Here is a 22,018-nt window from a genome sequence, read left to right as displayed (position 1 = left end):
ATTCCCAAACCGCCCGCGCGCCATCGTAGCAGCGCCCGCGGGTTTGGCATCGAGGCGCGATCGCTGCAATCGTCGATCGGGCAGAGGAGCGAATACTTCATCGATCGGTGGAAGTCTGTTACGGGGTCGTCCGCTACGAGGGGGACATCGAGCGATGGCAACGACGACTTTCGACATGGTGCGACCGCGCGCGCGGCCACGCTTCTACGTCGGGATGGCGGCGGTCTTCGTCCTCATCGCCTTCGGCGGGTTCATCCCGACCTATTGGGCGAAGGTGGCGACCGGGACCTTCCACGGCGCACCGATCTACCACCTCCACGGCTTCGTCCTGTTCAGCTGGACGCTCTATTATTTCGCCCAGACCGCGCTCGTCGCGACGGGGAGAACCTACGATCACCGCAACTGGGGACTCCTTGGCATCGCGCTGGCGACGGCGATCGGCTTCACCGTCATCCTCGCCGAGATCACGACGATGCGCGCCGCGGACGCCGCCGGTTACGGCGATGCGGCCCGGCGCTTCGAGGCGGTATCGTTCGTTGGGGTCATCATTTTCGCCGCCCTATTTACCGCATCGATCGTCAACATCCGCCGCACCGAGTGGCACAAGCGGCTGATGATCCTCGCTGTCATCCCGATGATGCACGCCGCGATGGCCCGCGTCTTCCTCACCGTCCTCGCCCCGCCGCACGCCAGCGACGGACCGCCGCCGCCGTTGTTCGTCACCATTCCGCCTGGCCTGACGGTCGACCTACTGCTCGTCGTCGCGATGGTCTACGACTGGCGGACCCGCGGCCGCGTCCACCCGGCCTATCTTGTCGGCGTGCCGTTCGTCGTCGCGTCGCAGCTCCTGACTCCCGCCATCGGCGCCAGCACGGTGTGGATGACCACCGCGCGCGCGCTCGAAGGGCTGATGGGCTAGTAGAAGAAGCGCTCCTCGACGATCTTACCGTCCTCAATCGTATAGAGCGCGACCTCGTCGCTGTGCCGCCGTTCGCCGCTTTCCTTAACGGTGATGTCCATCGTCCAGCGGATCGCGATCTGGTTGCCGTTGACGAAGGGACCGAACGTCTCGGTGCCGTGAACTTCGTGCGCGCCGTACCACCATGCGCTCTTGCCCATGACGGCGTCCTTGCCCTCAACCCGCGCCATCGGACCGTCCATCGCCTCGATCGAGACGACGTCGTCGGCCCAGTACTTCTCGCCGATGTGGAAGTCCCCGGCCTTGGTCATTGCGACCATGTCGGCAGCGATTTCGCGAATGTTCATTTCTGTCTCTCCCCTGCGAGTCGAACCAGAACATAGCAGGAACTTCGTGACAGGGGAATGACAGGCTGCGTGGCCTTCGCTATGTCCTCGGCATGACCGAAATCACCCCCGCGATCGTCGCCGACCACGGCCTCACCCCGGCCGAATATGCCGAGGTCGTCACCAGCCTCGGTCGCGCGCCGAACCTGCTCGAGCTCGGCATCTTCTCGGTGATGTGGTCCGAGCATTGTTCGTACAAGTCGTCGAGGATGCACCTCAAAAAGCTGCCGACAACGGCGCCCTGGGTGATCTGCGGGCCCGGCGAGAATGCCGGCGTCATCGACATCGGCGACGGCGACGCGGCGATCTTCAAGATGGAGAGCCACAACCACCCGAGCTTCATCGAGCCGTATCAGGGCGCCGCGACCGGGGTCGGCGGCATCCTGCGCGACGTCTTCACGATGGGCGCGCGGCCGATCGTCAACCTCAACGCGCTCCGCTTCGGCGAGGTCGACGCACCACGGATGAAGCACCTCATCAAGGGCGTCGTCGCCGGCATCGGCGGCTACGGCAACTGCGTCGGCGTGCCGACCGTCGGCGGCGAGACCAACTTCCACGCGGCGTACAACGGCAACATCCTCGTCAACGCGATGACCGTCGGCGCCGCGCGGCAGGACAAGATTTTCTACTCGGCCGCCGCCGGGATCGGGAATCCGGTCGTCTATGTCGGGTCGAAGACCGGGCGCGACGGCATCCACGGCGCGACGATGGCGTCGGCGCAGTTTACCGAGGGCGACGAGGACAAGCGCCCGACGGTCCAGGTCGGCGACCCGTTCACCGAGAAGCTGCTGATCGAGGCGTGTCTCGAACTCATGGCGTCGGACGCGATCGTCGCGATCCAGGACATGGGCGCGGCGGGGCTGACGTCGTCGAGCGTCGAGATGGCGTCGAAGGGCGGGGTCGGGCTGCTCCTCGACATGGACGCGGTGCCGGTGCGCGAGACCGGCATGACGCCGTACGAGATGATGCTCAGCGAATCGCAGGAGCGGATGCTGATGGTGTTGAAGCCCGGGCGCGAGGCGTTCGCCGAGGCGATCTTCGCCAAGTGGGAGCTCGACTTCGCGGTGATCGGCCATGTCACCGATACCGAACACCTCGTGTTGCGCTTCAAGGGCGAGGAGGTGGCGAACATCCCGCTCGGCCCGCTCGCCGACAAGGCCCCGCTCTACGACCGGCCGCATGTCGCGACCCCGAAGCGCGAACCGCTGACCGACGTCCCCGAGTCGACCGACCTCGCCGCCGACCTGCTCACGCTGATGGCGTGTCCCGACATCGCGTCGAAGCGGTGGATTTGGGAGCAGTACGATCACATGGTCGGGGCGGACACGCTCCAGCGCCCTGGCGGCGATGCGGCGGTGGTTCGGGTTCATGGCACGCGTAAGGCGCTGGCGATGACGACCGACTGCACTCCGCGCTATTGCTTCGCTGACCCCTACGAAGGCGGCAAGCAGGCGGTCGCCGAGACGTGGCGCAACCTGATCGCGGTCGGGGCGAAGCCGCTCGCGATCACCGACTGCATGAACTTCGGCAACCCGCAGCGCCCCGAGATCATGGGGCAGTTCGTCGGCTGCATCGAGGGCATGGCCGAGGCGTGCCGCGCGCTCGACTATCCGGTCGTGAGCGGCAACGTGTCACTGTACAACGAGACCGACGGAACGGGCATCCTGCCGACTCCGGCGATCGGCGGGGTCGGGCTGATCGAGGATTACTCGCGGGCAATGACGATGGGGTTTAAGGCGGAGGGCGAGGCGATCTGGCTTGTCGGGGCAGGGGCGGGGCATCTCGGACAGTCGCTGTGGCTCCGCGAATTGCACGGACGCGAGGACGGCCCGCCGCCGCCGGTCGACCTCGGCGCCGAACGTGCCGCGGGCGAGTTCGTCAGGATATTGATCGAGCATGGCACCGCGACCGCAGTCCACGACGTGTCCGACGGCGGGCTCGCGGTTGCGCTCGCCGAGATGGCGCTTGCGGGAAAGCTTGGCGCGACGATCACGACGCCGCTCACCGCCGCGATGGCGTTCGGCGAAGACCAAGGGCGCTATCTCGTGACGATCGACGTCGGAACCGATTTTGGCGACGTCCCGGTGCCGATGATTCGGGTCGGCACTACGGGCGGTGATGCCCTCGCGTTCGGCGGTGACTCTATTCGCCTCACCACCATCCGCGCCGCGCATGAAGGCGCGTTCCCCGCAATGATGGCGCAGGCGACATGACCTACGTCCTCCTCGTCTTTGCCGGCGCGCTGCTGTGCAATTGCATCCCGCATCTCGCGGCGGGATTGCGCGGGGAGCCGTTTCCGACGCCATTCGCGACGCCGCCGGGCAAGGGGCTGTCGCCGCCGGTGATCAATTTCATCTGGGGAACTGCGAACCTGCTGATCGGCATTTCGATGCTGCCGCGCCTTGCCGACGCCGACCCTCAACTCGGACGGCTGGCGTTGCTCGTCGGGTTCCTCGCGATCGGCATCTATACGTCGCTGCATTTCGGCAGGGTTCGCGGCCGCCGTAATGACGAGGAGCGCCCATGAGCGAAGACGAACGCAACGCTTCGCCGCGCACCATCCTCGTCGGGCGGGGATTCAACCTTGTCGAACACGCCTTGCTCCTGATCATCGCGCTGATGACGATCGGCGCGGCGGCGGGCGAGGTCTGGCGCGTCGTCCAGGTCGAGGAGATCACGCTGGCCGACATCCTGCTGATGTTCCTTTACACCGAGGTCATCGGCATGATCGGCGTGTTCTACACCGGCAAGGGCAACGCCTTTGTCTATCCGATTTTCATCGCCATCACGGCGCTTGCCCGGCTGATCGTGCTGCAGGGCAAGAACATGGCGCCCGAGAATATCGTTTTCGAAGCGAGCGCGATCCTGCTCCTCGCCATCGCGGCGGCGATCATCACGCGCACGGGAAGGCACCAATGACCTTATCGCTCTACACCGCGACAGTACCGGCGTTCCGCCAGATCGTCGACTCGCTCGCCGCCTTCGTCGCCAAGGGCGAGGCGTTTGCCGAGACGAACGGCATCGACCCGGCAACGCTGGTGAACGCGAAACTCGCCCCCGACATGCTTGGCTTCGCGTATCAGGTGAAGTCGGTCACGGTGCATTCGGTCGGCGCGATCGCGGGGGTCCGGGCCGGCAAGTTTGCTCCCGATATGACCCCGCCGCCCACGGATTTCGCGGCGCTGCACGCGTTGCTCGCCGAAACGTCGGCGACGCTGGCAGCGATCGACCCGGCGGAAATCGACGGCTTCGTCGGCGGCGACATGGCGTTCGTCTTCCGTGAACACCGGATGCCGTACTTCGCCGAGGACTTCCTGTTGTCGTTCAGCCTGCCGAACTTCTATTTCCACGCGACGACGGCGTACGACATCCTGCGCTGGAAGGGCGTGCCGCTCGGCAAGCGCGACTATATCGGACGCCCGCGCATCAGGGTTTGAGTCTTAGGGCACAACCGGGCGGCGATACGGCACGAAGTTGCCGAGCTTGGCGCGCGCGATCGTTGCCCTCGAATTCTCGTTGACCACCCCAACTGGCTCGTCGCGGCACAGCCGGGGTTCGGCGAAGTCGAGCCTGAGGCTGACGCTGTCGTGGATGAAACTGGCCCCCGACGACGGGCGGTTGAGGTACGATACGCCACCGGTCTTCATCTCGTAGACGATGCCGCCGTCGACGATGTGGACCTTATCGATGTCGAGCCGGTCGATGCAGTCGACCGGTGTCCCCGCGATACGATCACCAATCAAGGTCGCGAGTCGGTCGGCGGGCAGGGCGCTCGCGTCGCCGGCCAGAATCGCGGCGGCAACGGCGAGGGCCGTTCGCATCATCCTAGGTCCTGCGCCGCTTTGAGCACTGCCGCGGCGTGGCCCGGCACCTTGACCTTCCGCCAGACGGCGGCGATCTTGCCGTCGCGGCCGATCAGGAAGGTCGCGCGGTCGATCCCCATATATTTCTTGCCGTACATGCTCTTCTCGACCCATGCGCCATAGGCTTCGACGACCGATCCATCGGGATCGGCCGCGAGTTCGACGTCGAGGTCGTGCTTCTTGCGGAACTTGGCGTGGGCGGCGACCGAGTCCTTCGACACGCCGATGACGACGGTATCGGCGGCGGCGAAGTCGGCCTTCAGGCCCGTAAAGGCGATTGCCTCGGTGGTGCACCCCGGCGTGTCGTCTTTCGGATAGAAATACAGGACGACCTTTTTGCCCGCGAGCTTCGCGAGTGAAGCGTTTGTGCCGGTATCGGTCGGCAGGTCGAACGCTGGCGCAGTGTCGCCGATATCCATCGTCAGTCTCCCCGAAGGTTGAATATATCGCTCCATGCCGCACGAACCGCCGCCTTGGCGAGTCCGAGTGCGGCCTCGGCGGCGGGAAAATCGGTCGCACCTGCCGCCCCGGCGAGCAACGCCTCGACCGGCTGCGGGAAACGCTTCGGCAGCGCCCCCGTCACGACGAGACGGAGGAGGGCGAGGACGCGGGTCAGCGTATCGTGTGCTGCAATCAGATCGTCCGGAACTCGCCCTGCCGCCACCAGTGCGACGAGCGCGGCGCGCAGATCGGGGGTCACGGCGATGCGATCCCGAAGCTGGAGGAAGTGAACGATAAACTCTAGATCGACGAGCCCGCCCGCACCGAGCTTGACGTCCCAAGTCCCACCGCCGGGCTTCGCTGCGCTGATGTCGCGGCGCATCGACAGCACGTCGCGGCGGAGCGTCGTCGGGTCGCGCGGGCGGTCGAGGATCGCGGCGATCACAGTTTCGACGTCGGCAAAATCGGCCGCCGCTCCTGCGACGATCCGCGCGCGGCACAACGCCATGTGCTCCCACGTCTCGGCCTCGGTCGACTGATAGCGCGCGAAGCTGGCGACGGTGACTGCGAGCAGCCCCTTCGCGCCCGATGGACGCAGCCGCGTATCGACCTCATACAACGCCCCGGCGGCGGTCGGAACCGACAGCGCCGCCGTCAGCCGTGCGGCGACGCGCTGGAACCAGACCGTCGCCGCCAACGGCTTCGCGCCGGTCGATTCGGGGGCATGGTCGCCGGTGAACAGGTAGACGAGGTCGAGGTCCGACGCGTGCGTCAGCGCCCGCCCGCCGTAGCGCCCGAGTCCGAGAACAACGAGGCGGCAGCCGGGAACTGTGCCATGGCTCTCCGCGAACTCGGTGACGACGGCATCAGCGAGCGTCACGACGGCGGCATCGGCGACGTCGCTGAGGTCGGCGCCGATACCGAGCGGGTCGCGTCGCTCGATCAATTGCGCGCCGAGCTGGAAACGGCGGTCGGCGGTCCACAGCCGTGTCCGGTCGAGTCGCTGCTCGAACGTGCCCGCGCCGACAGCGGCGGTTAGCTCGGCGCTCAGCGCCGCAATACCCGGCAGCGGGGCAAAACTGTCGCGCGCAAGTAAGGCATCGAACAACGCGGGACGGCGGGCGAGGGAATCGGCCAGCACCGGGGCGATGCCGAGAACCCGTCCGAGCAGGGGGAGAAGCTTTGGGTTCGCCGCCATCAGCGCAAAGAACTGCACCCCGGCGGGAAGATCGGCGACGAAGGTATCGAGTCGCGACGCCGCATGCGCCGGGTCGGCGGCCATCGCCAGCGCCTTGAGCAGTTCGGGCAGCAGCGCCTCGAACGCGCGCTTCGCATCGTCTGATCGCAGCGCGCGATACCGCCCGCTCCGCCATTTCGCGATCAACGGCACGAAGGCCGGGGCGACCTTGTTGCGCTTGCACCAGCCGCTCGGGTCGGCGGGAATTTGCGGGGTGTAAATGTCGGCGTCGGCGATCAGCCGGTCGTAGCGCCGCGCGACCTGCGCGGTCACCATCCGCAGCTGTCGCATCAATTCCTGCGGCCCAGCGAAGCTGCTCAGCCGCGCCCACGCCTGCCGCTGCCCGAGCGTCGCCGGGATGCTGTGTGTCTGCTCGTCGCCGATCATCTGGAGCCGGTGTTCGAGCGTCCGCAGCCAGCGATACGCATCGCCGAGCGTCGCGTTGTCATCGGCATCGATCCGGCCGGCGGCGGTGAGCGCACCCAGCGCATCGAGCGTCGCTGGGGCTTGTAGCGCTACGTCACGACCGCCCCAGACGAGTTGGTGGATCTGGGTGAAGAACTCGATCTCGCGGATGCCGCCGCGCCCGCGCTTAAGGTCGAAGCGCGGGCCGACCGCCTGTCCGCTTTCGAAATGGTCGCGGATGCGGAGCGACACGGCCTTGATGTCGCGGATAGCGGTATAATCAAGGCTCCGCCGCCACACGAAGGGCCGGATCGCGGCGAGGAAGCGCTGGCCGAGCGCGATGTCGCCGGCACACGCCCGCGCGCGGATGAACGCTGTCCGCTCCCACGTCTCGGCATCGGACTGGTAATAATTCTCGGCGGCAGCGACGGGCATTGCGATCGGCGTGATCTCCGACGACGGGCGCAGCCGCAGGTCGACGCGGAAGACATAGCCGTCGGCGGTGCGGTCCTGCATGATCGCGACGATCCGCCGGGCGATGCGGACCGCGGCTTCGGCGGGGTCCTCGCGCGGGCGGAGCGGGACCGAGTCGTAGAGCAGGATCAGGTCGACGTCGGACGAATAATTGAGCTCGTGGCTGCCGAGCTTGCCGAGCGCGATGGCGACAAATCCGGCGTTCGGTGCCCCGCGCTCGGCGAGTGCCGCGGCAATGGCGGCATTGAGCGCAAGATCGGCGAAGTTCGACAACGCCTCGGTGACGCGTTCGAGCGGCCATTCGCCCGAAAGGTCGGCAAGTGCAGTAATCAACGCGACATCGGCCTTGGCGGATCGCAACCCGATTTCGACCGGCACCGTGTCGTCTAGCACCATTGCTGCTGCCAACGCCGCATCGAAGCCATGAGTCTCGATCTCAGTCAGCGTCGCGGCGCGTCTTCGCAGCAAGCCCTTTAGATACGGCGAATTCGCTTCGGCGATCGTAACAGCGGCGGTGAGCGCGGACGGCGTCATCGTGCGATTGTGGCGGTTTCCGCGCGGCGCGTCACCCAGCCGGTCCAAATTCACTTAGTCCCGACATGAGCCTATGATAGATTGTCGCAGAGACATCCGATGGGGGTAAGGACATGGCGACTGTCAACCAAGGGCCGACGAGTGGCCTGACCCCGCACCTCGTAATACTCGACAACCGCGCCGCCGAGGCGATCGACTTCTATAAGGCGGCGTTCGGCGCGGAGGAGCGGGTCCGAATGCTTGCCGACGATGGTGTCCGGTTGATGCACGCCCATCTCGAGATCAACGGCGCGTCGCTGATGCTCAACGACGATTTTCCCGAGTACAAAGGTTCCGGGGCGACCCCCGAAGGACCGCCGGCGGGAACGGTCCTCCATCTCCAGGTCGACGACGCCGACGCATGGTTCGACCGCGCAGTCGCTGCGGGTGCGACGGTTAGGATGCCGCTGCAGGATATGTTCTGGGGCGATCGCTACGGCCATGTCAGCGATCCGTTCGGCCATGTCTGGTCGATCGCGACCCCGACCAAGGGCTAGTTGCCGTATATATCGACGGCTTCGTCATCGCTGTGCCCAGCACAAACGACGCCTTCGGCAATCTTGCGCCGTACAGTCGCCGCAATTTTCATCGAGCACGGCGCTACCCGCGTGTTGGAAAATTGGGCGACGACAACCGACCTCATCGGGCGGTGTAGGCGACCGCCGATGAGACGGTCGCCTTTGCCTGCATCGAATGGCATGACAACACTTGCGTGACGCAGCGATGGACAAGATGCGCGGCGATCGGCGTATGATGGGCGTGCCGCCGTCCTGGACGGCAAGCGTATGACCTCGGCGTCCTCGAACCGATCGTCGATCTTCGCTAACTACCCCCGCGCGAGGCTGTCGACCTGGCCCATGATCTGGTTGAGCGGCGATACGCCTTCAGTCGGCGCGTCGAGACGGCGCGACGGCAGCAGACCCTCATTGAGGATGATCTCAAGCGCGGCACGTCCACGGGCGACGCGGCTCTTGATCGTGCCGACCGCGCAGTTGCAGATCGATGCCGCTTCCTCATAGGCAAAGCCGCCCGCACCGACTAGGATCAGCGCCTCACGCTGCGCCTGCGGGAGCTGAAGGAGCCCGCGCTGGAGGTCGGACAAATCGATCTGGCGGTCCTGACCGGCCGGCATTGCGAGGAGCCGATCAGCAGTGAAATCGTCCCACTCCCCCTTGAAGCGGGCACGCCGCATCTGGCTGAGAAATAGATTGCGCAGGATGATGAAAGTCCACGCGCGCATATTGGTGCCCGCCTGAAAGCGGTCGCGCGCCGCCCACGCCTTGAGCAAAGTCTCCTGCACAAGATCATCGGCGAGATCGCGGCTGCCCGACAGCGAGCGGCCGAAGGCGCGTAAGTGCGGGATGACCTGCGCGAGCTGGGTTTTGAAGTCGCCGTCCGACAGCGCCTCGGGACGAACGTAGACCGCCTTTTCTTCACCCTCGCCAAGCTTCGCCAGCAGGTCGGCGAACAACGGCGGAAGTTCGGCATCGGCGGCGTCGGCGAAGGCTGTGCGCAAATACGATCCGATATCTCGTACCGCATCGGAATGCACCACAGGCGCGGCGGCCTTCGTGCGCGTAGCGTTGCGCGCCTTACCGGCAACATAGGTCATAAAACGTCTCCGGATCGCGCGCGATTTCGTCTCGCCGTCAGCGATAAATGAGCAACAGCGCGATAAATGCAATAACCACCACCGCCAGCGAAATGAACATCACGTTGCGGTTGGCGACCGTCTTCGATCCGGCGCGCGACTCGGTCGTGGTCTGGACGATCGGCTCTTCGGGCTTCTGGCTGGGTTCCATCACGAGCCTCTCTTACGACGTGAAGCTGGCGGTGGAATTAAAGAACAGCGCCTGCGCGATCGCCGCCTTGACCGTCGACCGCTGGAACGGCTTGGTGATGAGGAAGGTCGGCTCGGGGCGCTCGCCGGTCAGCAGGCGCTCGGGGAAGGCGGTGATGAAGATCACCGGCACGCTGAATTCGGCGAGGATATCCTTGACCGCGTCGATCCCCGAGCTGGCGTCGGCGAGCTGGATGTCGGCGAGGACGAGGCCGGGCTTGACCGACTTCGCCAGCGCGACGGCTTCGTCGCGGGTGACGGCGACGCCGGTGACGTCGTGGCCAAGATCGTGGACGATCGATTCGAGGTCCATCGCGATGATCGGCTCATCTTCGATGATGAGGACGCGCGTTGCGGTCTGGCGGTCGATTTCGGCAAGCGCCTCCGCGACGAGGCTCGCGACATCCGCAGGCGTCGCGTCGATCAGATACGCGGCGTCGTCGTTGGTGAAGCCTTCCATCGCGGTGAGCAGCAGAGCCTGGCGCGACAGCGGCGTGATCGCGGCGAGCCTGTCCTGAGCGACCCGCTCGAAGGCTGCGGCAGTGGTCGGCTCGGGGGCAACATCGACATTCGCCGTCGACCAGATCGCGTGGAACGTCTTGTAAAGGCCCAGCCGGGCATCGACGTCCCGCGGAAAATCGGCCGGTGCGCTGACAATCGCCTCAAGCGCCGCGCGGACAAAAGCGTCGCCGTGGCTCTGGCTTCCGGTCAAGGCACGGGCGTAACGGCGGAGATACGGCAGGTGTGGCGCAATTTCCGAAGCTAGCGACATCGAGGGTCCCTTATTAAAACAGTATGTTCCGCACGGTTGGAACGTGCCTTAGACGCTTGCACGGCTAACGAACAGATGGACCGCTTTTTTGTTTCCGGTTTGTAACGATAGTCGATACACGATCCGCAGTTCGTTAGGGATCTGCTCACAGTGACGTCCGCAGTGCCAGACCCCCAACCCCTCGTCCCACATGACCGTCCGCATCCGGCAACAGAGCGTGCTGAGGCAATCGGATCACGTCTGCGGCAAATTTTTGACGAAGCTGCCGCCGAACCGATGCCACAGGCGTTCGAGGATTTGTTGCGCAGACTTGGCTAGGTTTTGGATGATCGGAGCATGACGGGATCGGCGACGAGAGTGCTGGTGCGCCAGCTCCACGAATGGCCGCTGTCGGTGAAGGTCATCGTTGCGTTGACTGCGGCATTGCTGCCGCTGGGGGCGCTCGCGACCTTCGTCACCCTTTCGGCGTATCGTGCCTTGCTGTTCCATTCAGGACAAGTGTCGGCCAGCCGTTGGGTCGGCCTCGCCTTGCCGTTGACGATGTGGCTCGCGGCGCTGTTGATCGGCTGGCTCGTTGCTGACCGGCTGCTCGTCAAGCCGTTGACGCGGATGCGCGCGGCGGTCGAACGCTATACCGCCGGTGAGACGACAATCCGGATCGGCTCGACCGATTATCTCAGTGCCGAGATGACCGCGCTCGCGGCCGCATTCGACCGGCTGGCAAACGACAGCGCGCGTCACGACGCCGCGATGCTCAGCGCGCTCGACGAGCAGAAGCGGTTGACCCGCGAGGTCCATCACCGCGTCAAGAACAACCTCCAGATCGTCGCCAGCCTGTTATCGCTGCAGGCGCGCGAAACGACGAGCAGCGAGGTCGGCCGCGCTTACTCGGCGATTCAGGCACGGGTCGGCGCGCTCGCGCTCGTTCACCGTTGGATGTACGATGGCGAGGCAGCGCACGGGGTCGACCTGCGCGCGCTGGCGACCGACCTGTCGGCCGCGCTCGAACAGAATATCGCCGTGACCGAGGGTATTACTCCGCGAATCAAGGTCGACGTCGACCGCATCGTCGTCGCGCAGGACACCGCGGTTCCGGTCGCGTTCCTGATTACCGAACTCATCGCGCTGGCCGCGCGGCTGAGCCTGCCCAAGGCGGCGGAAGCGGTGATCCAGGCGCGGTCGATCGCCGACGGCTTCGCAACTCTGTCGATCAAGTCCGCGATTTTCTGCGACGATGCTCTCGTCGACCGCGCGACCCCCGCGGTCCGGATCATCACCGGCATGGCGCGTCAGATGCGTGCTCCGCTAAGCCACGATCCGGGCGACTGCAGCTATAATATCGAATTCGCCGTGCCGCCGGCCCCTAACTCGGGCGTCGCTTAAAAGAACGCCTTCGCGGCGACACCAATGGCGATCCCCACTGCCACCAGCGGCACGCCCAGCCACCGGCCCGGCATCAAGCGTGCGCGGACCGCGATCTCGGGGACATCCAATTCGGGAAGCTGCGGCCCTGCGGGAGCGGCGCCCTCGATCGGCACGCGTGCAACGAGCTGACGGAACACCCGTGGCAGTTGCGACAGTGCGCGCATCCCGAGGACGAGCGCATCGGCCCCGCGCGATAGCGGACCAAGCTCGCCCTTCATCCACTCGCGGACGAAGGGTTCGGCGACCTCCCACATATTGACGTCGGGATCGAGCGTCAGCGCGACGCCCTCGACCATCACCATCGTCTTCTGGAGCAGCAGGAGGTGCGGCTGGACTGCCATGTCGAAGCTGCGGGTGATCGCGAACAGCCCGTCGAGCAGGTTGGCGATCGAGATGTCGCGCGCCGCCAACCCGCGGATCGGCTCGCCGACGGCCCGCAGCGCCGTGGCGAATTCACCGATGTCGTGGTGCGGCGGAACATAGCCCGCCTCGAAATGGATTTCGGCGACGCGGCGATAATTGCCGGTCAGCAGCCCGTACAGGATTTCGGCGAGATAGACCCGCGCGCGCCGGTCGAGCCGCCCCATGATGCCGAAGTCGATCACCCCGATCCGCGCCGGGTGCCCGTCAACGCCCGGTAGAATGAACAGATTGCCCTGATGCATGTCGGCATGGAAAAAACCGTCGGCGATCGCCTGTCGCAGAAAACTCCGCACCATCGTCCCCGCGAGCGCGCGGCGGTCGACGTCGAGCGCGTCGACGGCGGAACGGTTCGACAGCTTGACGCCGTCGATCCAGTCGATCGTCAGCACCCGCCGCGTGGTTCGCGCCCAGTCGATCCCCGGCACGACAAAATCGGGTTCTGCCGCCATCGCCGCCTTGAGCTCCGACGCCGACGCCGCCTCGCGCCGCAGGTCGAGCTCGGCCAAGGTCCACGCCTTAAAGCTCGCGATGATCGCGCGAGGGCGCAGCCGGCCGAACTCGCCGCCCTGGCGCTCGAGCCGCGCCGCCGCCCATTCATACGTGTCGATCGCGCGTGCGACCTCGGTCTCGATGTCGGGGCGGAGAATCTTGACCGCGACGTCGCGCCCATCGGTCGTCACCGCGCGATGGACTTGCGCGATCGACGCCGCGCCGACCGACACCGGATCGATCGAGGTAAACAGGGTCGACCAAGGCGCGCCGAAGTCGGCGTCGAGGGTCTTCTCGACCCGTGCAAACGCGACCGGGGGCAAGGCGTCTTGGAGCCGCGCGAGGTCGGCGGCCGCCGCCATGCCAATGAAATCGGGGCGCGTCGCTAGCGCCTGGCCTAGTTTGATCGCCGCCGGTCCAAGCGCGGCAAATGCGCCGGCGTAGTCGGGCACCTTGGGCGCACCAGTACCGATTCGCGCGATCCGCGCGACCCGCCGTAACATTGGCGGCGCAAGCGGGCTGACCTCGATCTCGCGCAACGCCCCGTGGCTCGCCAGAATTCGTCCCCAGCGCAGCAACCGGCCTGCGTGGACGACGGTCGAGGTCACGCCTTCCAGCCGCTATGGATTGCCACTAGCCCGCCGAGAATCGGTCGTGTCGCGACGCGGGTGAACCCGGCGGCGGCGATCATTGCGGCGAACTCGGTCATCGGCGGGAAGCGGCGGATGCTTTCGACGAGGTAGCGGTACGCCTCCTCGTCCTTGGCGACGTACTTGCCGATCTGCGGCACGACGCGGTGCGAATAGGCGTCATAGACCGCGCCGAATCCCGGCCACTCGGTCGTCGAGAATTCGAGGCAGAAAAAGCGCCCGCCGTATTTCAGGACGCGATGCGCCGACCGCAGCGCGGCGGGGATGTCGGTGACGTTCCGGATGCCGAACGCGATCGTGTACGCGTCGAAGCTAGCATCGGCGAAGCTTAGCGTCTCGGCATTCTCCTCACCCCACGAAAGGCCGTCGATGCTCCGCTTCGCCGCGCGCTCGCGCCCGACGTCGAGCATCGCCGGGTTTATGTCGGCGACGGTGACGCTCGCGCCCTTAGCCGCCAGCCGGAAGGCGATGTCGCCGGTGCCGCCCGCCATGTCGAGGATTGCCTCACCCGCGCGCGGCTTGACCATGCGGACGAATTCGTCCTTCCAGCCGCGATGGAGGCCGCCCGACATCAGGTCGTTCATGATGTCGTAGCGCTTCGCCACGCGCTCGAAGACGCTGGTGACGCGCCGCGTCTTTTCGCTCGGGGTGACGTCCTCGAAGCCGTAGCTGACCATATCGTTCATGGCCGCGTTCGTAGCCGAGGGTTGGCACCGCGGCAAACGCGCCATATGCCGCGTCGATGCCCGAACTCCCCGAAGTCGAAACCGTCGTTCGCGGCCTGCGCCCGGTCCTCGTCGGCCAGCGGCTCGCCCGCGTCGAGCTTCACCGCGACGGTCTGCGCCGCCTGTTCCCCGAGGGGCTGGTGCAGCGCCTGACCGGCGCGGTCATCACCGGCATCGAGCGCCGCGCCAAATACGGGCTGATCGCGACCGACCGCGACGACACGCTGATCTTCCACCTCGGCATGTCGGGGCGGATGCGGCTCGACCCGGCGGAGATCGGCAAGCACGACCATGCCGTCTTCACCACCGGCGACGGGCATAGGGTGGCGTTCAACGATGCGCGGCGCTTCGGCTCGCTCGACCTCGTGCCGACCGCCGAGGTCGCGGTGTACCCGGCGTTCGTCGCGCTCGGGCCTGAGCCGCTCGGTCCGGGCCTGACGTCTGCCTATCTCAAGGCCGCGTTCGCCGGGCGAATTGCGCCGATCAAGCCGCTCCTCCTCGACCAGCGCATCATCGCCGGGCTCGGCAACATCTATGCGTGCGAGGCGCTGTATATCGCGGGCATCGACCCGGCGCGGCCCGCCGGCAGCGTGTCGGCGGCAAAGCTCAAGGCACTCGTTCCCGCGATCCACACGACGCTCAACGCGGCGATCGCGGCGGGGGGATCGAGCCTGCGCGACCATGTCCAGGTCGACGGCACGCTCGGCTATTTCCAAAAGTCGTTCTGCGTCTATGGCCGCGAGGGAGAGGCTTGCCCGGACGGCCGCGGCATCGTCGAGCGGATCGTCCAGGGCGGGCGATCGACCTTCTTCTGCCGCCATCGCCAGCGTTAGCTTGACCTTCGCGGCGCACGCCTATAACAGGCGCGCTCTCCCGGCGGGGCCGCAATGCGCCTGCCGACCAGGATTTTGAAGGCAAGACCATGGCGAATACCCCCCAGGCCGAAAAGCGCATCCGCCGCAACGATCGCCGCGCCGAGATTAACAAGGCGCGCGTCAGCCGCATCCGTACCTTCGTCAAGAAGGTTGAGTCGGCGATCGACGGCGGCACCGCCGAATCGGCCAAGGCCGCCCTGCTTGCAGCGCAGCCCGAACTGATGCGCGGCGTCGCCAAGGGCGTCATGCACAAGAACACCGTTGCGCGGAAAATCTCGCGGCTGGCAAAGCGCGTCAAGGCGCTTGGCTGATCCCGTAGCGGCGGGGAAATCCGCCGCTGTCATGTGACATCACAGCCGCCCGAGTCGGGCGGCTTTGTTGTGTTTTCCGACAGTGACTTGTCCGTATTCGTACGACTCGCCTGTCATGCGGGTGTCATCGCCCTGTCATTCAAATACAGTCGTTTGGCCGCTTTGCAGCCTTTTTGGCGTGTTTCCGTGTCAACGGATTTATTAGCGAAAACGAGAATTTTCGACCCTTGATCGTGGTCGGCGGGGGTGGTTAGTAGCCCCTATCGGCAGTGACGCCGGACGGGGACTGTCCCAAAATCAGGGTTGCGATTCGGGTCGCCGAGAATGTGTTGAAACACATTTCCGGCGGGGGGCGAAGGCATGTCCGCAACACACGCAACCCGGTCGCCAAATGGTGCCGGTGGGGAGGATGAGCGGAGCTTCATGGCGACGAATTGGACCTATTCGGCAGCATTGGACGACCATATGCCCAAGCCCGCTGGTGTCGAACTGGACCGCGCGTGGGACATGATTCGCGCCGCCTTGCGCCATGAATGCGGTGCCCGGTCGTTCGACAATTGGCTCAGTCCGCTGACACTCGCCGGGGTCGACGACGACGCAGTCCGACTCGCCGTGCCGACTCACTTCCTTGCCGACTGGATCAGCAACCACTTCCTTGATCGGCTGCGGACGCTGTGGGCTATGCAGATGCCGGCGATCCGCCACGTCGTTTTGACCGTGGTGCCGTCGATGAAGCTCGTCGAGCCGCAGGTTGCAGCGGTTGCTGAAGCAGCAGCACCGCTCGCTGCCCCCGCGTGCATCGGTCTCCCGCTTGAGCCGCGCTACAGCTTCGACAGCTTCGTCGTCGGCAAGTCGAACGAACTCGCGTACAACGCCGCGAAGACGCTGGCCGACGGCGGCCCGATCAGCTTCAACCCGTTGTTCCTCCACGGCACGACCGGGCTCGGCAAGACCCATTTAATGCACGCGATCGGCGGCGAGCTGCGCGCCCGCGATCCGAACGCCAAGGTCGCATATCTATCGGCCGAGAAGTTCATGGTCGACTTCCTCGCCGCGCTCCGCGCCAAGGACACGATCAGCTTCAAGCAGCGGCTGCGCTCGGTCGACCTGCTGATGATCGACGACGTTCAGTTCATCGCCGGCAAAGAATCGACGCAGGAAGAATTCTTCCACACGATGAACGAGATCATCAGCGCGGGTAAGCGGCTGGTGATCACGTCGGACCGCAGCCCGCAGAACCTCGAGGGCATTCAGGACCGCATCCTCAGCCGGATGGCGTGGGGCCTTGTCGCGGATATCAATGCCGCCGATTACGAGCTGCGCCTGAACATCCTCCACGCCAAGGTCGCCGGGCTCAAGGACCAGCTCGGTCCGACGCTGACGGTGCCCGACGAGGTGATCGACTTCCTCGCGCGCAAAATCACGTCGAACGTCCGCGAGCTCGAAGGCGCACTCAACCGGACGATCGCCTACGCGCGCCTCGTGGGCAAGCCGGTGACGATCGACTTTACCCGTGAGACGCTCGCCGACCTGTTGCGGTCGCACGAGAAGAAGGTGACGATCGAGGAGATCCAGCGCCGGGTCGCCGACTATTATCACGTCAAGATGACCGACCTGCTGTCCGCCCGCCGTGCCCGCGAGATCGCGCGCCCGCGGCAGGTCGCGATGTACCTCGCCAAGCGGCTGACGCCGCGTTCGCTGCCCGAGATCGGGCGGCGCTTCGGTAACCGCGACCACACGACGGTCATGCACGCGGTCAAGCGGATCGACGAGCTGCGCGCCGCCGACCGCGAACTCGACGCCGATGTCACCCAGCTCAGCCGGATGCTCGACGGCTGATCCTGCAGGTCAGGACCTCAGGGGCTGGCACCCGGCGCATGAGCCGGGCATAGACAGCGCGAACCTCTGGGGAGAGAAAATATGCAACTCGATGGATGCGCTGCGGTCGTTACCGGCGGCGCGAGCGGACTTGGCGAAGCGACGGCACGCGCGCTCGCCGCGGCGGGGGTCAAGGTTGCGATCTTCGACCGCGACGCCGCAAAAGGCGAGGCGGTTGCGGTCGAACTCGGCGGCGTCTTCTGCAAGGTCGATGTGACGAGCGACGCTGACGTCGACGCCGGCTTCGCCCGCGCCCGCGCGGCGCACGGGCAGGAGCGCATCCTGATCAATTGCGCCGGGACCGGCAACGCCGCCAAGACCGCGAGCCGGAGCCGCGAGACCGGTGAGATCAAGCACTTCCCGCTCGACGCCTTCAACATGATCATCCAGATCAATTTGATCGGCACCTTCCGCTGCATCGCCAAGGCGGCTGCGGGAATGCTGACGCTCGAGCCGATGGGCGACGGCGAGCGCGGCTGCATCGTCAACACCGCGAGCGTCGCGGCCGAGGACGGCCAGATGGGGCAGGCGGCGTATAGCGCCTCGAAGGGTGGGGTCGTCGGCATGACGCTGCCGATCGCGCGCGACCTGATGAGCGAAGGGATTCGCGTCAACACGATCCTGCCGGGCATCTTCAACACGCCGCTGATGCAGGGCGCCCCCGACAAGGTGAAGGACGCGCTCGCAGCGTCGGTGCCGTTCCCCAAGCGGCTCGGCCACGCCTCTGAATATGCGAGCCTCGCGCTCGAAATGTGCCGCAACTCATACTTCAACGGCGAGGACGTCCGCCTCGACGGCGCGATCCGCATGGCGCCGCGATGAAATGCGCGCTGGTCGCCGCCGCGCTGCTGATCGGCGGCCCGGCGCTGGCACAGTTGCCGCCTGCCGAGCTCGGCCAGCGCTTCGTTCCCGCGCCGTGGTGGATGCGCGAACCGGTCGTCGCGTCGCTCGGCGAAGTCCGGACCGAGGTGCCGGCAAATCGCGCCAGCTTCAGCGCCCAGTTCAGCGCGGTCGAGCACGACGTGACGGCGGCGAGCAATGCCGCGGCGAAGCGTGTCCGTGAACTCGACCAGAGCCTCCGGGCGCTCGGTGCCGAGCGCGTTCATTTGACGACCACCTTCCGCACTCGCCCGCTCTACGATCAGTACCGCGAGAAGGACGGGAAGCTCGTCGACAACGAGCGTGCCGACAAGATCGACCGCTACGAGGTGACTGCGGTCCTGTCGGTCGCGGTGCGCGACATGGCGGTGCTCGAACGCGCTTACCGTACCGTCGTCGCGGCGAAGCCGACCTCGATTGCGCAAGTCTATTTCTCGCTGGAGCCTGATAACGCGACCAAGACGTGGCTGCAGGGCGAGGCGGCGAAGGACGCGCTGCACCGCGCGCGGCTGTCGGTCGAGGCGAGCGGCGGGCGGCTGGGTGCACCCAAGATCGTCGATCCGAGCGGCGGCGTCTGCCAGACGCAGGTGTTTGCCGGCTGGCCGAGCTACGTTGGCGGATCGCAGCCGACCGATGTCGAGCGGCCGAATGACATCAGAGTATCGGGGCGGATGATGATGGCGGCACCCGCGCCGCCTCCACCCCCGCCGCCCGCGCCGTCGCTCGATCAGGCGGCCGAGGCCGTCCAGATAACGCTGCAACCGCCGATGGAGCGGCTTCAGGCAACGGCGTGTGTCGTCTACGCGCTGCTGCCTTGACGCTGCACGGCGCTTGACCCGACGGGCGTGCCGGGCGACCTTGACGCCCTTCGACAGGAGGACCAGCGATGGCGCACAAGTTCGAGGTCTACAAGGATAAGGCGGGCGAGTTCCGCGTCCGCTTCAAATATAACAGCGAGGTCATGTTCTCGACCGAGGGCTATTCATCGAAGGCGTCGGCGATGAATGCAATCGAGTCGATCAAGAGGAACGGGCCGACCGCGCCGACCGAGGACGTCAGCTAGGAGGCACGTCGCGGCAAAGCCGCGCCGTCGGACGGGTTCGGGCGCAAGGAGCCGCCCGACCCGCCGGCCGCGCTAGGGCGAGTCAAGATTTAGCCGGCAAACGGAAGGTCGTTTCCCGTCTAGATCTCGCTGCCTTACCCATCGATCGCAATCGCGAGATCGATGTCGCGCTGCGTCAGCCCGCCCGCGTCGTGAGTCGTCAGCCGCACCTCGACCTTGTTGTAGACGTTAGACCATTCGGGGTGGTGATCGGCCTTTTCGGCGAGCAGGGCGACGCGCGTCATGAACGCGAAGGCGTGGGTGAAGTCGGCGAATTTGTACGCGCGGACGATATGATCGCCGTCGCGGTTCCAGCCCGGCAAGCCGACCAGCGCGAGCGCGATTTCGGCGTCGATCAGTCTGGGGATCATGTCGGGTTCCTTGGCGAACGGCGTTGCCTCGCCTATGCCGACCACCATGCGCCAAGGTCAAACCCCGCCGAGCCTCGCCGATATCGATGCGCTGGCGCAGGCCGCGATCGAGCGGCTGCCCGACCAGTTTCGCGACTGGCTCGGCCCGATGCTGCTGCGGATCGAGGATTTCCCCGACGCCGACGTTATCCGCGAAATGGGGCTCGAGACCGAGTTCGACATCCTCGGCCTCTATCAGGGCCGCCATGTCGGGATGAAGGGCGACGAGCCGACCGGTGCGCTTCCGGACATCATCTTTCTCTATCGCCGCCCTTTGCTCGACGAATGGTGCGAATCGGGCGAGGCGCTCGATGCCCTGGTGACGCACGTTCTGGTCCACGAGGTCGGCCACCACTTCGGCTTGAGCGACGACGACATGGAGCGGATCGAGGCCGATCTCGACTGACGTTTGCGCGGCCGGCCGTTCCCGTTCGGCATATAAGGATATCTTTATACTTGCTCCGGCGGCAGGTCCCCGGTAGGGCCACGCCAACCCTTTCGGAGCATACAGCATGGCCACCCAGCCGATCGACGCCTTACACGACTATGTTATCGCCGACATCGCCCTCGCCGGCTTCGGCCGCCGCGAGATCGACATCGCCGAGACCGAAATGCCCGGCCTGATGTCGCTGCGCGAAGAGTTCGGCACGACCAAGCCGCTGACCGGCGCGCGCATCACCGGGTCGCTCCACATGACGATTCAGACCGCGGTGCTGATCGAGACGCTGACCGCGCTTGGTGCCGAAGTCCGCTGGGCGACGTGCAATATCTATTCGACGCAGGACCATGCCGCCGCCGCGATCGCCGCGTCGGGCGTGCCGGTGTTCGCGATCAAGGGCGAGAGCCTCGCCGATTATTGGGACTATGTCGGCCGCATCTTCGACTGGGGCGATGCCACCTGCAACATGATCCTCGACGACGGCGGCGACGCCACGATGTTCGCGCTGTGGGGCGCGAAGCTCGAAGCGGGCGCGACGATGCCCGAGCCCGAGAACGAGGAAGAGATCGAGATGCAGCGCGCGCTCAAGGCGTACATCGCCGCGCGTCCCGGCTATCTCACCGAGACCGTCAAGACCATCAAGGGCGTGTCGGAGGAAACAACCACCGGCGTCCATCGCCTGTACGCAATCGCCAAGAAGGGCGAACTGCCGTTCCCCGCGATCAACGTCAACGATAGCGTGACCAAGTCGAAGTTCGACAACCTGTATGGCTGCAAGGAGTCGCTGGTCGACGCGATCCGCCGCGGCACCGACGTTATGCTCGCGGGCAAGGTCGCGACCGTCGCCGGCTTCGGCGATGTCGGCAAGGGGTCGGCCCAGTCGCTCCGTAACGGCGGCGCGCGCGTCCTCGTTACCGAAGTCGACCCGATCTGCGCATTGCAGGCGGCGATGGAGGGCTTCGAGGTCGTGACGATGGAGGAGGCGGTCACCCGCTCCGACATCTTCGTCACCGCAACCGGGAACGCCGATGTAATCACCGCCGAGCACATGGCGGGCATGAAGAACATGGCGATCGTCTGCAACATCGGCCACTTCGACAGCGAGATCCAGATTGCGGCGCTGTCGAACTACAAGTGGACCGAGGTGAAGCCGCAGGTCGACCTCGTTGAGTTTCCCGACGGCAAGCAGATCATCATTCTGTCGAAGGGTCGCCTGGTCAATCTCGGCAACGCGACCGGCCACCCGAGCTTCGTCATGTCGGCGAGCTTCACCAACCAGACGCTGGCGCAAATCGAACTCTATACCCGCCCCGAGCAGTATAAGAACGATGTCTACGTCCTGCCCAAGCACCTCGACGAAAAGGTCGCCGCGCTCCACCTAGACAAGCTTGGCGTCAAGCTGACCAAGCTGACGTCGAAGCAGGCGGGCTATATCGGCGTTCCGGTCGAGGGGCCGTTCAAGCCGGATCACTACCGCTACTAAGCTTTGTCGCCGCCGCGCG

26 protein-coding genes are annotated in these 22,018 nt (G+C 65.8%); 16 read left to right on the top strand and 10 right to left on the bottom strand.

Features of this window, described 5'->3' with window-relative positions; genetic code table 11:
• Positions 1-154: 154 nt before the first annotated feature.
• On the top strand, positions 155-919 hold the full coding sequence (locus tag KZX46_RS19990; RefSeq protein WP_219775411.1) for a hypothetical protein: 765 nt from the start codon (positions 155-157) through the stop codon (positions 917-919).
• On the opposite strand, the gene KZX46_RS19985 is transcribed toward KZX46_RS19990, so the two are convergent.
• Positions 916-1,266: a nuclear transport factor 2 family protein gene (locus tag KZX46_RS19985; protein ID WP_219775410.1), complete on the bottom strand. Its 351-nt coding sequence runs from the start codon at positions 1,264-1,266 to the stop codon at positions 916-918. The two genes, KZX46_RS19990 and KZX46_RS19985, sit on opposite strands and share 4 nt — an antisense overlap.
• Before the next feature lie 92 nt (positions 1,267-1,358).
• Here KZX46_RS19985 and purL point away from each other — a divergent pair, with 92 nt between their 5' ends.
• Genes purL through KZX46_RS19965 form a run of 4 tightly spaced genes read left to right on the top strand, consistent with a single transcriptional unit; the run spans position 1,359 to position 4,742 of the window.
• The gene (gene purL, locus KZX46_RS19980) at positions 1,359-3,518 is read left to right on the top strand and encodes a phosphoribosylformylglycinamidine synthase subunit PurL (RefSeq protein ID WP_219775409.1); all 2,160 of its coding nucleotides are present in this window, start codon (positions 1,359-1,361) and stop codon (positions 3,516-3,518) included.
• A complete protein-coding gene (locus KZX46_RS19975; RefSeq protein WP_219775408.1) occupies positions 3,515-3,832 on the top strand; it encodes a hypothetical protein in 318 nt (105 codons plus the stop codon). Before purL ends, KZX46_RS19975 begins: the two co-directional genes overlap by 4 nt.
• Positions 3,829-4,224, top strand: coding sequence for a phosphate-starvation-inducible protein PsiE (locus KZX46_RS19970; RefSeq protein WP_219775407.1), 396 nt, complete (start codon positions 3,829-3,831; stop codon positions 4,222-4,224). The genes KZX46_RS19975 and KZX46_RS19970 overlap by 4 nt, the downstream gene beginning before the upstream one ends.
• A complete protein-coding gene (locus KZX46_RS19965; protein ID WP_219775406.1) occupies positions 4,221-4,742 on the top strand; it encodes a DUF1993 family protein in 522 nt (173 codons plus the stop codon). Before KZX46_RS19970 ends, KZX46_RS19965 begins: the two co-directional genes overlap by 4 nt.
• Before the next feature lie 3 nt (positions 4,743-4,745).
• Here the strand turns inward: KZX46_RS19965 and KZX46_RS19960 are convergent, their stop codons facing one another.
• Genes KZX46_RS19960 through KZX46_RS19950 form a run of 3 tightly spaced genes read right to left on the bottom strand, consistent with a single transcriptional unit; the run spans position 4,746 to position 8,259 of the window.
• A complete protein-coding gene (locus KZX46_RS19960; protein ID WP_219775405.1) occupies positions 4,746-5,129 on the bottom strand; it encodes a hypothetical protein in 384 nt (127 codons plus the stop codon).
• Positions 5,126-5,587, bottom strand: a complete 462-nt coding sequence (locus tag KZX46_RS19955) for a peroxiredoxin (RefSeq protein WP_219775404.1) — start codon at positions 5,585-5,587, stop codon at positions 5,126-5,128. The genes KZX46_RS19960 and KZX46_RS19955 overlap by 4 nt, the downstream gene beginning before the upstream one ends.
• 2 nt (positions 5,588-5,589) lie before the next feature.
• On the bottom strand, positions 5,590-8,259 hold the full coding sequence (locus tag KZX46_RS19950) for a bifunctional [glutamine synthetase] adenylyltransferase/[glutamine synthetase]-adenylyl-L-tyrosine phosphorylase (protein WP_219775403.1): 2,670 nt from the start codon (positions 8,257-8,259) through the stop codon (positions 5,590-5,592).
• 113 nt (positions 8,260-8,372) lie between these two features.
• On the opposite strand from KZX46_RS19950, the gene KZX46_RS19945 reads away from it, so the two are divergent.
• Entirely contained in the window at positions 8,373-8,795 is a 423-nt protein-coding gene (locus tag KZX46_RS19945) for a VOC family protein (protein WP_219775402.1), read from the top strand.
• Between the two features lie 329 nt (positions 8,796-9,124).
• On the opposite strand, the gene KZX46_RS19940 is transcribed toward KZX46_RS19945, so the two are convergent.
• Genes KZX46_RS19940 through KZX46_RS19930 form a run of 3 tightly spaced genes read right to left on the bottom strand, consistent with a single transcriptional unit; the run spans position 9,125 to position 10,910 of the window.
• Positions 9,125-9,910, bottom strand: coding sequence for a sigma-70 family RNA polymerase sigma factor (locus tag KZX46_RS19940; protein WP_226896070.1), 786 nt, complete (start codon positions 9,908-9,910; stop codon positions 9,125-9,127).
• 37 nt (positions 9,911-9,947) lie between these two features.
• Complete coding sequence (locus tag KZX46_RS19935) at positions 9,948-10,100, bottom strand: hypothetical protein (RefSeq protein ID WP_216708499.1); 153 nt, start codon at positions 10,098-10,100, stop codon at positions 9,948-9,950.
• Between the two features lie 12 nt (positions 10,101-10,112).
• Positions 10,113-10,910: a response regulator gene (locus tag KZX46_RS19930; protein WP_216708500.1), complete on the bottom strand. Its 798-nt coding sequence runs from the start codon at positions 10,908-10,910 to the stop codon at positions 10,113-10,115.
• Between the two features lie 150 nt (positions 10,911-11,060).
• On the opposite strand from KZX46_RS19930, the gene KZX46_RS23535 reads away from it, so the two are divergent.
• Positions 11,061-11,228: a NepR family anti-sigma factor gene (locus tag KZX46_RS23535; RefSeq protein ID WP_216708501.1), complete on the top strand. Its 168-nt coding sequence runs from the start codon at positions 11,061-11,063 to the stop codon at positions 11,226-11,228.
• Between the two features lie 18 nt (positions 11,229-11,246).
• Entirely contained in the window at positions 11,247-12,293 is a 1,047-nt protein-coding gene (locus KZX46_RS19920) for a sensor histidine kinase (protein ID WP_219775400.1), read from the top strand.
• Here the strand turns inward: KZX46_RS19920 and ubiB are convergent.
• Both ubiB and KZX46_RS19910 read right to left on the bottom strand, forming a co-directional pair.
• Positions 12,290-13,855 carry a 2-polyprenylphenol 6-hydroxylase gene (gene ubiB / locus KZX46_RS19915; RefSeq protein WP_219775399.1) on the bottom strand — a complete coding sequence of 522 codons (1,566 nt, stop codon included), beginning with the start codon at positions 13,853-13,855 and terminating at the stop codon, positions 12,290-12,292. The two genes, KZX46_RS19920 and ubiB, sit on opposite strands and share 4 nt — an antisense overlap.
• A complete protein-coding gene (locus KZX46_RS19910; RefSeq protein ID WP_219775398.1) occupies positions 13,852-14,583 on the bottom strand; it encodes a class I SAM-dependent methyltransferase in 732 nt (243 codons plus the stop codon). Before KZX46_RS19910 ends, ubiB begins: the two co-directional genes overlap by 4 nt.
• 56 nt (positions 14,584-14,639) lie before the next feature.
• Between KZX46_RS19910 and mutM the strand changes: the two genes are divergently transcribed.
• The 6 genes from mutM to KZX46_RS19880 all read left to right on the top strand — a co-directional run bounded on the left by mutM (position 14,640) and on the right by KZX46_RS19880 (position 19,628).
• A complete protein-coding gene (gene mutM, locus KZX46_RS19905) occupies positions 14,640-15,455 on the top strand; it encodes a bifunctional DNA-formamidopyrimidine glycosylase/DNA-(apurinic or apyrimidinic site) lyase (RefSeq protein ID WP_219775397.1) in 816 nt (271 codons plus the stop codon).
• 89 nt (positions 15,456-15,544) lie between these two features.
• Positions 15,545-15,808, top strand: coding sequence for a 30S ribosomal protein S20 (rpsT, locus tag KZX46_RS19900; protein ID WP_219775396.1), 264 nt, complete (start codon positions 15,545-15,547; stop codon positions 15,806-15,808).
• A gap of 465 nt (positions 15,809-16,273) precedes the next feature.
• Positions 16,274-17,647 (top strand): chromosomal replication initiator protein DnaA, encoded by a 1,374-nt coding sequence (dnaA, locus tag KZX46_RS19895; protein ID WP_216708877.1) that lies wholly within the window; start codon positions 16,274-16,276, stop codon positions 17,645-17,647.
• Positions 17,648-17,728: 81 nt separating this feature from the next.
• A complete protein-coding gene (locus KZX46_RS19890; protein WP_219775395.1) occupies positions 17,729-18,508 on the top strand; it encodes an SDR family NAD(P)-dependent oxidoreductase in 780 nt (259 codons plus the stop codon).
• Positions 18,505-19,383, top strand: coding sequence for an SIMPL domain-containing protein (locus KZX46_RS19885; protein ID WP_219775394.1), 879 nt, complete (start codon positions 18,505-18,507; stop codon positions 19,381-19,383). Before KZX46_RS19890 ends, KZX46_RS19885 begins: the two co-directional genes overlap by 4 nt.
• Positions 19,384-19,451: 68 nt before the next feature.
• Positions 19,452-19,628, top strand: a complete 177-nt coding sequence (locus KZX46_RS19880) for a YegP family protein (protein WP_219775393.1) — start codon at positions 19,452-19,454, stop codon at positions 19,626-19,628.
• Positions 19,629-19,762: 134 nt separating this feature from the next.
• On the opposite strand, the gene KZX46_RS19875 is transcribed toward KZX46_RS19880, so the two are convergent.
• Complete coding sequence (locus KZX46_RS19875; RefSeq protein ID WP_219775392.1) at positions 19,763-20,038, bottom strand: 4a-hydroxytetrahydrobiopterin dehydratase; 276 nt, start codon at positions 20,036-20,038, stop codon at positions 19,763-19,765.
• A gap of 46 nt (positions 20,039-20,084) precedes the next feature.
• Here KZX46_RS19875 and KZX46_RS19870 point away from each other — a divergent pair, with 46 nt between their 5' ends.
• Both KZX46_RS19870 and ahcY read left to right on the top strand, forming a co-directional pair.
• On the top strand, positions 20,085-20,483 hold the full coding sequence (locus KZX46_RS19870) for a metallopeptidase family protein (protein ID WP_219775391.1): 399 nt from the start codon (positions 20,085-20,087) through the stop codon (positions 20,481-20,483).
• A gap of 106 nt (positions 20,484-20,589) precedes the next feature.
• Positions 20,590-21,999, top strand: coding sequence for an adenosylhomocysteinase (ahcY, locus tag KZX46_RS19865; RefSeq protein WP_219775390.1), 1,410 nt, complete (start codon positions 20,590-20,592; stop codon positions 21,997-21,999).
• Positions 22,000-22,018 lie beyond the last annotated feature (19 nt).

Source organism: Polymorphobacter sp. PAMC 29334 (assembly GCF_019431245.1).
Classification (GTDB): domain Bacteria; phylum Pseudomonadota; class Alphaproteobacteria; order Sphingomonadales; family Sphingomonadaceae; genus Polymorphobacter_B; species Polymorphobacter_B megasporae.
Note: the sequence above shows the minus strand (reverse complement) of the source record. Positions and strands in the feature narration are given on the sequence as shown.